The following is a 13,249-nucleotide window of genomic DNA, read 5'->3' as shown; positions in this document are numbered from 1 at the left end:
AATTTGATTAATAACTTCTAAGTAAAGTTATAAAAATAGTATTATCAAAATTATCCTTCGTCTTACGAGGCTAATTTAAAAATCGTTTATTTCAATGCAATTACAATATCCGAGTAAAAGTATCCTTGACTAAGTAAAAAGTTGGCTAAACCTTTTATCTTTCCTCGCTTATAAACAGTGGAATAACCTTGAATTTGCCGTTGCTTACAAAACAAGCGTAGGTTTCGGATACCCAAACCAATTAACAACTTAGCTTGCTTATCCTTCTCAACAATTGTCATTGCTTCTTCTTTTATTGCTGGAATTATTTCCGACTCAGACTGCATTTTAGTTACTTCAACACAATCGGACTTGCTATCAATTTCCTCCGATATTTCATGCTGCTCATAATCGTAAGTTAGATAGCATAAAAGCCCAAATATAAAACAAAACAAGAAGATGGGAAACAATAAATCGTTGATAGTACAAACAATTTCTGGAGTTGTGATAAATTGAGTTGTGAACATTGCGATTTCCTCTAATTAATAACAATTGAGTAGCGGTTATCGATTACTACCCAGTAGTGGGGGAAAATCCCCCGTACTAAGTAGTTCGGTACCGCCACTAATAACTAGAAATTAGAGGTGGAGGTTTCAAAAGTTTTAAAAAGAAAATTTAAGCTAAGAATCCAATTCACCTACGTCGTTATACAAAAAGTCAATCAACGTAGATAAATTGTAATTGTCTTTAAGCTTTGGAGGACAAGCAGAGTTATTAGCAAAAAATGGTTCGCCATTATGTAAAAAAGTATGGACAACATTTGAGTCTTTCTCTTTTACAAATATCTTAAAATCATCCACACTAATTGTTGCATCTGCTCCTATTAGAAAAAGACTTGCTTTTTCGATAAAATCAGCGTGTGAATAATCATGCTGAAATTGTCGCTCTCGACGCAAGAAGTAAACATAATCAACAATATTTCCCTTTTCAAGCCCAGCTAGCTTATTGGAATAAGGAAGAAGCTTGCCATCAAAATCAAAGCTAAATTGACCATAGGTTTGAGGATGGAATAAACTAAGAAAATCGTCATACTTAAAAATTTTCCAACCATTTAATTCTTGAGCTAATGATGCAATAACTGCATCATCTTCATAAGGACGAAGCGCTTTCCTTTTATCCCAGTTTTTATAAGGACAATCGACTCCATCCCATCCATAAGGATAGATGCCGCAAACGATTTTATCTTCACCGTGTAAATTTTGACATCCTTTGCAAGATTGCAAATTGGAGGGATTAAAATCTCCTCCTTGACGCGCATGAATATACGAACGATGAATGTCCAAGTGTTCGCGTAATGCTTCTTCTGTTAATGGTTGATATGACGAAAAGGTTTTCCCTACCAAACCTGGGTTAATTTCACTTTGATTTTCGTGGATTAACGCCAAATCTTCTTCATTCTCAGTAAGTACGCAATTGCATAGGTTGATTGAATTTGATTGCATACGAGGAGCAACCATCAACCTGTTAATTGATGGATTCCCTTTGATTTCCACAAAATAATAGGTGTAAACGCAAGGCTTTTCCACCTTTTCTTCAGGTTCACTTGCTAGTTTAAGGCTTGTAAATGATAACAGTTGATTACTTGATACTTCTTCCTCGCTCAATTCCTCATGCAACTTTTTTGAAACTGATGCTAATGCGAAAGCGGAGCTAATACCTCCTACACCAACCGTAGATGAGATTAAAGCGAAACGCCACACATGATTCCAAGTATTTCCTTGTCGAACAATACCGCACTTTTGTAGTGAGTATCCTCCTACAGCAACAACTGCGGTAATACAGCCGGTAAATACAGCAATCAGACAAGATGCGCCAAGAAAACAGCTAGCTTCATCCAAAAAAGTTGATAATCTTCTTCGTAACATATGAACCTCCATACATTGTGTTTCAACTAATATTTATTAGCCCCGCACAACGCAGGATATGAAAGCTTTTTAGTCAAACCTACTATCTACTAAAAGTGCGGTATTTTTAATAGCAATTAATTCGAGTTCGGTATCCTTAAAAGCTCCCAATGGCAATAGCAAGAATCGAACTTGCTTTTACTCACCAGAACTGCCGGGTGCCTCGCTTAAAATTAAATCAATTTTACGTAATGCATCAGATGCCGTCTTCAATTCCTTCTCCTTCCCCAATCCATCTATTAGCTTTTTTATGACCATAGGTAGAAACTGTTCCCCAATTGGAGGTATCAGCATAATAATTCAACGCTTCTAAGGCACAACACAGGGCTTCTTTATTCTTGTTTATTTCTTCTTTCATAAAACTATGAATTCAATAAATATTGCTCAAGCTTTGTGGATGGAAAATTATTAGATAGTAAAAAATTATCTAACAAAAATTCAGGAGTAGGGGATAGTCGTATTATTACAATATCATTACCAGAACAACGATGATAATAATGAACTACCGGCGATTGAATTACTGTCAAATTATCATTACGAATTGCTTTAGCACTAACTAAACCATCCATAATGAATTTTGCAGCTGCCGCCGTATTATCAGCATCTCTACCAAAGTTACGTAAATACCAATGAAATTCAATCCAAATTTTATCATTTAAGGTAAATCCACAGTTCTTAACAAAGTTAGCGATTTTATTTGTCCACTGCTTTTTTAATTTATTACTTGGTTGCCAACCACTACGGGCAGTATTGATAATTTCATTCATAGTTGGTGGTAAGGGCATTTTAAGTTCATATATCATCTTCTTCACACCCTTGACTACTTAAAAAATTTTCTACAACAGTTCGATATTTTTTGTACGATTTACCGTCATATCGAGAAATATTAAATATTGCTTTAACTATCTCATCAACACGATAATTCCTTCTACATAAATTTAATATCGAGTTTTTGGATTCATCATCAAGCTTTATCTCAAAGCCAAAACTATGATCAAATTTTGCTTTATCATCTTTGTGACTGGAGTTTATATTTTCAGAATGAGAAAACTCTTCAATATCTTTTGGTTGCCAAGCATTATAAATATCTTCCTGATTTATTGCTTCTTCTAAGAGCTTTTCAAAATATTCCGGTTCCTCCGCATCGCCGACATAAAGAGCTTGAAGTCGTACAATTTTAGTAGAAGTTTTATATAAAAAGTCTCCATAGCCCAACAAGTTAGCAGCTAAGGTATTATCGTCGCCTAAGATAATGCAGCTATCTTCTGGGCGAGTAGTCGCAAATGCGGTTTTGGCAGGGAAATTACTCCGAATTAAAGGATTAATAACGTTTTTGTCTGGACGTTGGGTGTAAAGCATTATGTGAATACCCGCACCCCCAGCTTTAGCTAAAAGTTTCATCATGTCCAATTCAATAAAGTCGCAATGAACTTTGTCAGTTAGCAAGTCAAAACATTCGTCTGCCCATGTCGCTATCCGAGTCATAATTAAATCTGGGTAATGCTTGCGATTGAATTCGGCTATCGTCTCTACACCTACCTTCTCAAACTCCCGATATCGGGCTTCCATATGCTCCACCAGCAAACTAAATAATTTGGCGCTAGATTCAGCATCTTTAGCTACGGGTGCAATTAGGTGAGGTAACTTAGAAAATTTGCTAAAAGTAACTCGCTTAACATCTGACAAAGCCAGTTGAACTACCGACGGGGGGTAACGACGTGCTAGGTAAAGTATCGCTGCTTTCTCAAATTGTGATTTACCCCCACGAGTTCTTCCACCACCAAGAATATGAGTAACGTTTTCGTCAGAGAGCGGGATATCAACATATTTCCCATCAACACCAACACCACCGGGGATGACAATATTGTGTATATCTATTGGTGAAGAGAAATCAGCGTAATCTTTGAAATAAACAATTTCTCTATACCTACGGGGGACATCAATAGCAGCACCTCCAGGAACAACAGACACCATTGGTGGGGTGTCCATATTCAAAGTGTCTCCAAGTTGCTGCACAAAGTCGTTACCAAAATCTTGAATTTTCTTAAATGACACCCCTTTACCCAATTTTATTTTGATGCGGTTAAAGGTGGGACCGCATTGTGCATCAATATATTCTGCTGCTATCTTAAATTCGGCTAAGGTATCTACAATCAGCTTTCCTGATTCGGAAGTTGTTATGTTCGGTTGTTCGATATCTGTTTTAGCAGATTCCAATGCCTCAATTGGCTCCACACCTTGAGCCTTGGATATCATTACCGCTGCGCGATCGCAATACTTGATTATCGTTTCATCAGTAGTTGAGCGGGCAATATCAATGAACCACTTAATCGGTTTATTGTCACAAAATGCCCTGTAAAGATGTTGCAGTATTATCCGATATGCAACTTCTTTATATGCAAAGTTTTTAATAGTCTCGCACTTTTTAATTAATTCATCAATATCAAGTTTAACTAGTTCGCTATGTACGTTATCTAATTCCCATGCGGAAGGAATGCGATTGATATTTATATAACGCAGTGCATACTTAGCAAACTCAAATTGCTCCAAGTTGCAGCTATTTGATAATTGATTTAGTATTGCTTCGTCGTTCTTATTTTGGTTTACTAAATAAAATATATAGTTAAATAATTCTGATAAATTGTTAAAATCACGCTCATTCTGCTCGTTATTGAAATCTAAATTATCAATAATAGCAATCGCATTGTCGTGTAAACTATCGGGCAAATTAGCAATAGTTGTTTCTAATATTTCATCTTTACTCATGCCACTGTCATGAGCATGAACTATAGCTTTATATATATAATTATCTAGTTCCATGACTAAATTACTCCGCGATTAATTAGTACTTCATTGATTGCCAATCGTCTGCGGTTTTGGTCAATATCAATGCATCCACGCTTCCATTGCGTTGAATTTCGAGGATAAGCAGCAAGCCTTGATATGTAATATGGTTCTCTACTACAAATGTTGAACAAGCCGGACGCACTTAAATTGAATGCATCAATTCGGGAGCGACGAATAGCATCATCAATAGATAATCCAAAGGATATATTATTTGCATAAATTTGAGGAAAATTATCGCTAACTCTAGGTGCTGCTTGATTCCATAAATCTACGGCATTAATATAGGCAGCAGTATGTTTATTTACATCAAGATTATGCTGTTGAAATAATTTATTTAATCGCGGTAAACGAGATTTTATTCGATGCAAACAGCCGCGATTTGCACCATCAATATCACCCGCTTTACTTTTACCGTAGTCGCTACAAAAGCCTTGATTTAATACTCGCTTACCTCCTATTTTTGATGGGTCAATATGACCATAATATAATGAGGTAAATTGACCATTTTTTTCGCAGTTCCCCTCAGCGCGGCAAATAGCAACATTGCCTGGACTCTCAATATTACTAAACAGTTTTTCAGCATTATTCCTATCTATGTAGCTGAAACTTTGATTGATTGATAATCCAAGTAAAGGGGAGGATAGGATTAGTAAAGATAAGATTGTGAGGTGATAGGGACGAATCATTTTTTATCTACCACGTTGTAAATAGGGACGCGGGTTTACTGGCTTATTATTTAGCCTCACCTCAAAATGTAAATGCGGTCCGGTAGAAAATCCCGTACTTCCGACCTCCCCAATCATTTGTCCTGCTAAAACTCGTTCCCCTTTTCTTACAGAAAGCGCCTTCGCATGACCGTAAAGAGTTGACTTTCCCGCACCGTGATTGATGATAACAGCTTTTCCATAACCGCCTTTGGAGCCAGCAAACTCAACTAAGCCTGCTTCAGAAGCATAGATTGGAGTACCTTTAGAAGCACTAAAATCAATACCGGAATGAAATTTACGTTCTCCAGTAAGGGGATGAATTCTCCAGCCAAAACCACTGGTTATAGGTGAACCTTTTATTGTAGGAAAAGCTGTACTTTCTGATTCGCTCACGTTGTTCGTAGTTTTTGCGAGTCGTTGGATTAATCGAATCGGGAGTTGGGACTCAACCCATCCAGAAAATTGGGGAAGTGCGATCTGCTTGCAGCAGCGCTTCGCTATCACCATGCATAAAATCAAAGTAGAAAAACCATATTTCCAATTAGGAGAAATTGGTTTTACTATTGATGCATCTGTTTTATTCGTTTCGGTAGTACTAAAATCAATCAGAAGTCGCATTGTGGCAGCCAAATCTAGCTTGAAGAACCGCTTCTAAATCATTGTCAGGAGAGGGACAAGTAGAAGGTTGAGGAGAGGATGTTATTGGTGTATTTTTTTTTAGTCTCGACAACCTAACATCGGATAGAGATAGTTCAATTGAGTTAGGCTGCCAAAACTTTAGATATCCGGGCTCGGCTAAATCCGCAAAGAATAGGAGTAGTACCAGCCAGAATGTAATGCGAACAAACACTTAATCCACCAAATCAACAACAGGAGTTAAATTAGGTAAGCTATCTGGCGTTAGTTTAATTTCTTTATTTTGCACGTAACCAGGACCCGAATAATTACCATTGAGCATAAAGTTAATTCCACCAATCCCCAACCACAGCATTACGATGGCAATACCTACGGGGGAAGCAATCACGTCCTTGAGCCAGTAAAAGATATACCAAAAGTAACGTAGATTGTTATGGGGATGGAATCTATGTGCCTTCCAATAATCTGTTACAGGGACATAAATCTCCGGTACTCGATTACCAGTCGGTTTATTCGGAGAATTTACGTGATGTACGGTAACACCTTGTTCGCGGTGTATTGAAGTCGGCTCGACGTTAATAGTAGTTGGTTGTTGAGTCGGATATTGCTGTTGTTGAGCCGACTGCAACATTTGCGCTAATTGTTGTTGTGTGGCTAATTGACCGGCTTGAGAATAGTCAACACCAAAATCTCTACGTCTATTGTTTGCCATAATTTACCTCTTTAATCAGACCAAACATCGTCTTCTAAAGCATTCTTGAATTGTTCGGGGGTTATCGGTACGCTACCGTCGGCAGTAGGACGACGAAATGGAACTAAGTTTTGAAATTCGGGCTTAACACCTTCATATTGCTGGGATTGAATTGGTTCCATCCCGCCGATTGCAACATCACCGTTTAATTTCTGACTGTCGATTTCGGGTATAGATGGGATAAGGGGTGTAATCGGAGCGTCAGTTGAATCAATACCAAGGTCAATATTGGAGTTATATTCCCAAATTGCCCAACCAATTAACCCGATGCTTGCTGCAAAAAATACTCCACCCGATAACCAATTTAAGTTAGCTCCTGGGGATTTCATCTGAGCCACAGCAGGACGGGATGAATCGCCAACACTCGTCTTTATCGGAACCCGCTGCATGGCACCCAATACGTTAAATAGCGAAAGTACGAAACATATACCCGCACCAATAAATTTGACATACACTTAATCAACTCCTTGTTTGGATTTCTTCAACTTTTCTAGCTTCAGCTTCCTCTTACGCAATGATTCAGCTATCCTTTGACGTATTATTGGTACTTCGGATAATTGACGCACGGGGTCTTTGTACCCCTGTATCCGCAAATAATTGGCTTGAGATAATGCATATGGTTCTTGTACCGTCTGGATTTGCGTCACTATTTGATTCAGGTCAACCATCGGACGATTCTGCAAATTCTCGGCATAATCGATAGCCTCCAACTTCCCTATTAGCAATACCGCAGCACCACCTGTACTTAACTTTTGCTCAACTTTAGTACCATCAGTTTTGGTATAGCTATAGTTAAAACTATTATTTCCGGCAGCAACTTCAATCAAAGCATCCATCGTATCTTGCTTCATTATTGCCAATGCTGCCATGTGATGAAGTCTAAAAAACGGAGAATTATCATCACTTTGCTGGTTGTTTATATTTTGCAATACCTCACTAGACCATTGCGCCGCAGCTAGTTGCCGCCAACCCGTTAGCGTTACTTCCCCATTAACACTGGAGTTTTGTAACTCGTCGGGATTGAAGTCGGTACGAGTCAACTTCTCGATGTAAACGCGCCGTCGGGAATCTGCGATTTCTTTAGCATGGTTAACAGCAGAAACAGTGGATGGTACTTCACCGCGTCTACCTACGATAATTGCAGCGGCTGCCAACACTGAACCCAATCCAACCGTTGCACAACAAACCCACAACACTATGTCGATTTTTCGACTGCGCTTTTTAGGTATGCCGTTCGTATTGATCGAATTAAATTTATCTCTTTTAGGAAGTAGTTGCATAACGCTTAAGAGTTATCAACGATTAAGTACAAAGGTTCCCTTGAATAAGAGGCGAAGGTTGAACGCAGTATACAAACCCAAGCTCCACCAACAACTGCACCCATTAGTAATAGCAAAGGATTAATCGCAAGCGCTGCACCGACTCCCATCATTTGACCTATAAATCCGCTGATACCGCATCCAGTCGCTATCCCACCACCGATATTAATTAAAAAATCTTTAATCGCTCTCATAACTGGTAAACTCCCTGGTTTTCTTGAGTATTAAAGTAAATGCGATCGCAATTCCAACTAAGCCACCAAACAAAGAACTACCAATAACTTTGGGTACATTTATTTCTTGTGGAGATAACACGAATCCCGCTACCATCCCGGAAAAATTACCCAAAAATACAATTCCTATACCTTGTATTGCTGCAATCCTGAATTGTTGTATGCCTTCAGCAATGTAATCGGTGCATATCGGCATCATCAAGGTGATGACTTCTCTGGCAAGGATTTTGTCTTGTGGCGAGATTTCAATTGTTGGGGTTGTATCGCTAACGATGGATGCGGCTCCTCCCCCCAATTGACTTTGCCGAAAAAATCATTATCAATTCGGGAATAAATCTTGTTTTGATTTTCTTCTAATTCTGTCGATGTTTCTTGAGTTCCGTTAAATAACAAATCCTCCAACATTAAGGTAGAAGATTCGATAACTACTTTATGACGCAATGCTGCTAACTGTTTTCCTCTAGCAACATCTGAATGCAGTAATTTAACAAAACTATTAGTTGATGCTTCTGAGGGTTTTACACCAAATCTTTGTTCAATATACTCATCTTCATCAAATTCATGCTCTTTACCCGAACGCTCGTCACGCATTTGTAACAAATGATTGGCAGCTTCTTCTAACGACATATTTTCAGCCGCAGCAACTTGTTTTAATTGAATTAGATGCTCTTCCACATCAGGTTTGAGAGTATTATCTTTGTTTATTTTTAACTCTAATATTTGACATACTTTACCTACTATTTCAGGGGTGGTTTGCAAAATTTGAGCTACTGCGTTGATGTGTTTCATTTCTTTCTATCCTCCTAATTACAACTTTTACAATTGGATTTTGTTTTTCTTCTTCAGGAATATGCTTAGTCAAAAAATCGTACAAGCTAAGTCCGTTTGTTTGACGCATAAACTTATCTAATCCACCAGCAGGAATTACTTTTTCTAAATACTCTTCGTGAGTCAGCCGTCTTATCTTTGTCGCTACATAAAAAAGGTCGGCAATTTCTACTGCATCTAAAGCAAAGTAGCCGCCACGCTTTTTCGGCTTAACTATTCCCGCATATGGGTACCAGTACTGTAATGCCGCAATTGAAATCCCATATCTTTGGGATAGAGACTTTTGCGTATAAATAATGTTTTCTTCACATTTCATTGAAATTCAAAAAATACTTTAGGCAAGATAAACTCTCTTGAAAACTTGGCGACAAGAGTTGTGAACTTATTTTTATTTCACAAGTCTTGTCGCTTGAGTTTGATTTGATATAAATTAAAGCTCAGCTAAAGTCGCTGTTCTTTACACATATTATATATACATAGATTTAGAAGCTTTACAAGATAAATTGTATTAGGTAGTTAAACTTTCTGGATTTTGGTAATTTGCAGTTTTAGGAAAAAATTATCGAGACGGCAGGTTAAGTTAATAAAAATATTCTTAAATTATTAAAAGGGCTGGAATTACATTCTTATTAGCGCGATCGATTTTAGGATTAAATTATGAGTAAAGATAATTGGTTTTCAAATTTTGCACATAAACCGATATTTATGAGCGATTTCAGTTACCCAACAGTAGAATACGCATTTCAAGCGGCGAAGACTCTTGATATTAAAGAAAGAAAGCATATTGCTAATATAGGTTCGCCAGGAGCAGCGAAAAAAGCTGGAAGAAACGTAAATTTACGTTCAGATTGGGAAGAAATTAAATTGGCAGTAATGTACGTTTGTTTATGTGCTAAATTCGCGGATGAAGGTTGGTATCACGAACTCAAACTTACTGATAAACTTTGTATCAAAACTAACTACACTGTTCTATAAAAGGACACGCAGAAGCAGGAATGACGGGAGAAATTGTTGTTTCTAATAGTTAACTGTCTTATTAATGGTCTTTACTTAATAAAAAAAGCCCAGTTGACTTAACAACCAGGCTTCACACATTACAATATCACACAGCACTCATGTACAAGAAACCTTAATTTTGCTCCAAGCTAACTTTAACTACCTTGTGCTTTTCTTCTTCGGATTTGGGTAGTGTCAAATTCAAAATACCGTAAATTAATTAAACGAATAATCAATTATATTTCTACTAACTTTGGTCTTGAATTTTTAGATTTAATATTATTTATAATTAGTTTTATACCTCTAATTATAATGATTTTATTATGCTATTCAGTATTCCAAAAAATTCTGCGAATGCTAAAAAAATAACCCCAACTCCTTGAATCGCTGGTTCATTTTTCTAGCTCTCAGCTTTGTACCAATGCGATCGCCTAGCGTGTTCCCTTGAAACTAAGTGCCGACAATCACAGTTTGCTGTATAGTTCGTTCAGTTTGGTAACTGTAAAACTTGAGAGCGATCACTTTTACCATTTAGTTGATTAAAGTGCCTCCCAACAGAAAACCTAATCCTGAAAGCAAGGCGATCGCGATAACTTACGGACTAGTCTTCTTGTTTCCAACGTTCTTTATCGCCTTTGCTGGACTGAACATTAACTGGCTCGAACCTTTTTTTTGCTAAAGCTAGCATTTCATGATATTCCATGTAATCGTTTCCAGTGATTTCATCATGTAGTTCCCGATTCACGATTTTCTTTACGTTCTGGCATTTGTATAAATAGAAACACTTCCCTTTTATACTCGTGCATAAAAAATGCTAAGTTGAAATTCTTAAGATAAAATTATCGCACCAATCGATAATATATGTTTTGGGGAAGAAAAACTACTCTTGGTGGGGAGGAGATGTTTTTGCGATCGCCTTTAAAAACACAAAGTATACTAAAGCTTTGAGTTAATTTGCTTTAAATCAAATTTATCGGGGTCAAAATCTTCTTCTAACCATTCCATTTTCTCCTCATACTCAGGATGTTCTGGGTCATTAAGTATAGACAATAACTCCGAATAACACCAAGCACCGCCACAATCTTCAGGAGGACAAGCACGCTTTCCTGCTATACATACGGGGTAGCGTGTATCAACAGTTGGAGGTAGCACCTTTTCTACTAAAATTTCGTGTTCCCAAGAATCCCCAAAATCGTAGGTGTAATAAAACTTAAATTTCTCCCCAGGAACTACCTTATTAAGTTTTACCGTTTTCTCATTGAGCAGGTCGGATTCATATTCTTCGTGAGGTTCACCGTAATCGATACCACCAATATTCCAAGAGTGAAGGTGACAGTCGTACCAACCCATTACTATTTGAACAATTGAATGTAATAAAGATAGTTTAATATCGCTGTCAACCAAAACTCTTCTCCAAATCGGCGGTCGGATCTGCTTAAGAGTAATTTTGAGTTGGTAAATTTTTTGGGTGGAAGCAGATTTAGTTGACATAGGTACGCATATTAAGGCGATTAAAACTTATTTTACAGAATAGGTGTCAAGTTATTCGTGAATACAATAATTATTCCAATCCGATAATTCAAACAATGGCAGCTGCATTACTTGGGATTCTTTAACGTTATCAAGATTAGATAGCGAAATCCCCAACAGCCGAATACTTTTATCTTCTAGCTGAATCGTTTCTAATAGCGCTTAATCCCCAGTTAACGTCGCAAACGCGAACCATTCGGATTTCTTGCTTCCTCATCTTTTCGCGTTGGATAGTAGACTTTCTTTGCTTCCAACTGATAGAAAAGCAACCCATGAATTCCTTGGGCTTCAGCTTTAGGAATAGGACGCGACCAAATGTTTTTAAAAGCTTGATCCAAGCTTTCCTTATCTTCGCGATCGCAAACTTCATCGATAAAGGCAATATCCTGCCCATCTGGGAAAATTAATACAAATTCTTTTTCCGTTGCAGCGAAAATATCGTAAACACAATTTTCTGCTGCATCAATTACTTGGATGTTTTTCATAGATTTACAATCAAATAGGTGGGAAAATTTTTTGTTGTGGTGAGGAAATAGGAAGCCGAGTCTATAAACGTTTCAGCTATCAATTACCCAAGTTAATATCCCAAACCTGAATGCGTTGATTATTATTGAAATTAAACTATTCACCAGTAGCCAGTTTCTTGGAATATTTCGGTTCTAGTTAACCGCGCAACAGTAGAAGCGTAAGGTAATCGTTCATTAAAATATCTAGATAATTATCTAAATGCGCTGCTAACCAATTAGCTTGCTCGACATAACCTAAGTTTTGCATTACTCGAATAACACAATTGGAGTCAAACATATTACATTGACCACTGCTTTTAACCGCATCAAGAGCGGGGATTAAATATGGGCGAGAAGGCGGAGGCTTGACGCTTTGCGTATCGCTATTTGATAACATTTTTATCTTCATCTTATTTGACACTTAAGAAAATTAATTCGTACAATATTAAGTAATAAATATTACATTTAATATGCGTAGTGATTTTTCTTGGCTAATTATACCAAGTATAGTTATCGGAGTTATTGTCTTTTTGAGTAAGCAGACAAGAGAAGGAGAACAAGTTCAAGATAGCGTCAGAACAATTAACGTTGCACAAATTGCCTTTTTTTATGAGGAAGGTCGCTTTGCTACTTCTATTGAAGAACTGCATATTGGCGATAAACTGAGAACGGATAATTATGATTACTCAATTGTTCTTAACCATCAAGCTGCATTTAATTATGCTATTCCTCGTTCCCACAACTTAAAAGTTTATGTCGGAGGAGTATACTTAAATCCTTTTTCTACGAACCAATCAATAAATCAAGTTGACGACAAACCCAAAATCCCAACTATTTTATGCGAAGACAATTTTATAGGAAGGAATAAACCAGAATTACCAACAGTTGATTTAGGCGTACTTGATTGTGGTAAAGGTACAACAAAAATTGGAAGTTAACTTAAACTACATTAT

Annotated in this window: 20 protein-coding genes; 2 read left to right on the top strand and 18 right to left on the bottom strand. The window is 37.3% G+C overall.

Annotated features, from left to right (window positions below):
• Positions 1-86: 86 nt before the first annotated feature.
• From IQ247_RS09275 to IQ247_RS09210, 14 genes are all read right to left on the bottom strand, one after another.
• Entirely contained in the window at positions 87-506 is a 420-nt protein-coding gene (locus IQ247_RS09275; protein ID WP_193919205.1) for a hypothetical protein, read from the bottom strand.
• A gap of 153 nt (positions 507-659) precedes the next feature.
• Positions 660-1,904: a hypothetical protein gene (locus IQ247_RS09270; RefSeq protein WP_193919203.1), complete on the bottom strand. Its 1,245-nt coding sequence runs from the start codon at positions 1,902-1,904 to the stop codon at positions 660-662.
• Positions 1,905-2,139: 235 nt separating this feature from the next.
• On the bottom strand, positions 2,140-2,301 hold the full coding sequence (locus IQ247_RS09265) for a hypothetical protein (protein ID WP_193919201.1): 162 nt from the start codon (positions 2,299-2,301) through the stop codon (positions 2,140-2,142).
• A gap of 4 nt (positions 2,302-2,305) precedes the next feature.
• Positions 2,306-2,746, bottom strand: a complete 441-nt coding sequence (locus IQ247_RS09260; RefSeq protein ID WP_193919199.1) for a RusA family crossover junction endodeoxyribonuclease — start codon at positions 2,744-2,746, stop codon at positions 2,306-2,308.
• Positions 2,736-4,763, bottom strand: coding sequence for a DNA translocase FtsK (locus IQ247_RS09255; protein ID WP_193919197.1), 2,028 nt, complete (start codon positions 4,761-4,763; stop codon positions 2,736-2,738). The genes IQ247_RS09260 and IQ247_RS09255 overlap by 11 nt, the downstream gene beginning before the upstream one ends.
• Before the next feature lie 2 nt (positions 4,764-4,765).
• Positions 4,766-5,476 carry a hypothetical protein gene (locus IQ247_RS09250; RefSeq protein WP_193919195.1) on the bottom strand — a complete coding sequence of 237 codons (711 nt, stop codon included), beginning with the start codon at positions 5,474-5,476 and terminating at the stop codon, positions 4,766-4,768.
• A 3-nt stretch (positions 5,477-5,479) separates the two neighbouring features.
• A complete protein-coding gene (locus IQ247_RS09245) occupies positions 5,480-6,115 on the bottom strand; it encodes a M23 family metallopeptidase (RefSeq protein WP_193919193.1) in 636 nt (211 codons plus the stop codon).
• A gap of 232 nt (positions 6,116-6,347) precedes the next feature.
• Complete coding sequence (locus IQ247_RS09240; RefSeq protein ID WP_193919191.1) at positions 6,348-6,845, bottom strand: hypothetical protein; 498 nt, start codon at positions 6,843-6,845, stop codon at positions 6,348-6,350.
• An 11-nt stretch (positions 6,846-6,856) separates the two neighbouring features.
• Complete coding sequence (locus IQ247_RS09235) at positions 6,857-7,339, bottom strand: hypothetical protein (RefSeq protein ID WP_193919190.1); 483 nt, start codon at positions 7,337-7,339, stop codon at positions 6,857-6,859.
• Positions 7,340-8,164 carry a phage terminase large subunit family protein gene (locus IQ247_RS09230; RefSeq protein ID WP_193919188.1) on the bottom strand — a complete coding sequence of 275 codons (825 nt, stop codon included), beginning with the start codon at positions 8,162-8,164 and terminating at the stop codon, positions 7,340-7,342.
• A gap of 5 nt (positions 8,165-8,169) precedes the next feature.
• Positions 8,170-8,397 (bottom strand): hypothetical protein, encoded by a 228-nt coding sequence (locus tag IQ247_RS09225; protein WP_193919186.1) that lies wholly within the window; start codon positions 8,395-8,397, stop codon positions 8,170-8,172.
• A complete protein-coding gene (locus tag IQ247_RS09220) occupies positions 8,384-8,635 on the bottom strand; it encodes a hypothetical protein (RefSeq protein ID WP_193919184.1) in 252 nt (83 codons plus the stop codon). Before IQ247_RS09220 ends, IQ247_RS09225 begins: the two co-directional genes overlap by 14 nt.
• On the bottom strand, positions 8,635-9,225 hold the full coding sequence (locus IQ247_RS09215) for a hypothetical protein (protein WP_228059597.1): 591 nt from the start codon (positions 9,223-9,225) through the stop codon (positions 8,635-8,637). Before IQ247_RS09215 ends, IQ247_RS09220 begins: the two co-directional genes overlap by 1 nt.
• A complete protein-coding gene (locus IQ247_RS09210) occupies positions 9,179-9,580 on the bottom strand; it encodes a hypothetical protein (RefSeq protein WP_193919182.1) in 402 nt (133 codons plus the stop codon). The genes IQ247_RS09215 and IQ247_RS09210 overlap by 47 nt, the downstream gene beginning before the upstream one ends.
• 341 nt (positions 9,581-9,921) lie before the next feature.
• Here IQ247_RS09210 and IQ247_RS09205 point away from each other — a divergent pair, with 341 nt between their 5' ends.
• Complete coding sequence (locus IQ247_RS09205; protein ID WP_193919180.1) at positions 9,922-10,239, top strand: NADAR family protein; 318 nt, start codon at positions 9,922-9,924, stop codon at positions 10,237-10,239.
• 622 nt (positions 10,240-10,861) lie between these two features.
• On the opposite strand, the gene IQ247_RS09200 is transcribed toward IQ247_RS09205, so the two are convergent.
• The 4 genes from IQ247_RS09200 to IQ247_RS09185 all read right to left on the bottom strand — a co-directional run bounded on the left by IQ247_RS09200 (position 10,862) and on the right by IQ247_RS09185 (position 12,693).
• A complete protein-coding gene (locus tag IQ247_RS09200) occupies positions 10,862-11,005 on the bottom strand; it encodes a hypothetical protein (RefSeq protein ID WP_193919178.1) in 144 nt (47 codons plus the stop codon).
• Positions 11,006-11,196: 191 nt separating this feature from the next.
• On the bottom strand, positions 11,197-11,751 hold the full coding sequence (locus IQ247_RS09195) for a plasmid pRiA4b ORF-3 family protein (protein ID WP_193919176.1): 555 nt from the start codon (positions 11,749-11,751) through the stop codon (positions 11,197-11,199).
• A 212-nt stretch (positions 11,752-11,963) separates the two neighbouring features.
• Complete coding sequence (locus IQ247_RS09190; RefSeq protein ID WP_193919174.1) at positions 11,964-12,275, bottom strand: DUF8220 family protein; 312 nt, start codon at positions 12,273-12,275, stop codon at positions 11,964-11,966.
• A 178-nt stretch (positions 12,276-12,453) separates the two neighbouring features.
• Positions 12,454-12,693: a DUF5049 domain-containing protein gene (locus tag IQ247_RS09185; protein ID WP_193919242.1), complete on the bottom strand. Its 240-nt coding sequence runs from the start codon at positions 12,691-12,693 to the stop codon at positions 12,454-12,456.
• A gap of 73 nt (positions 12,694-12,766) precedes the next feature.
• Here IQ247_RS09185 and IQ247_RS09180 point away from each other — a divergent pair, with 73 nt between their 5' ends.
• Complete coding sequence (locus IQ247_RS09180) at positions 12,767-13,234, top strand: type IV pilin-like G/H family protein (protein ID WP_193919172.1); 468 nt, start codon at positions 12,767-12,769, stop codon at positions 13,232-13,234.
• Positions 13,235-13,249 lie beyond the last annotated feature (15 nt).

It is taken from the genome of Plectonema cf. radiosum LEGE 06105, from assembly GCF_015207665.1.
Lineage (GTDB): Bacteria > Cyanobacteriota > Cyanobacteriia > Cyanobacteriales > Nostocaceae > Rivularia > Rivularia radiosa_A.
Note: the sequence above shows the minus strand (reverse complement) of the source record. Positions and strands in the feature narration are given on the sequence as shown.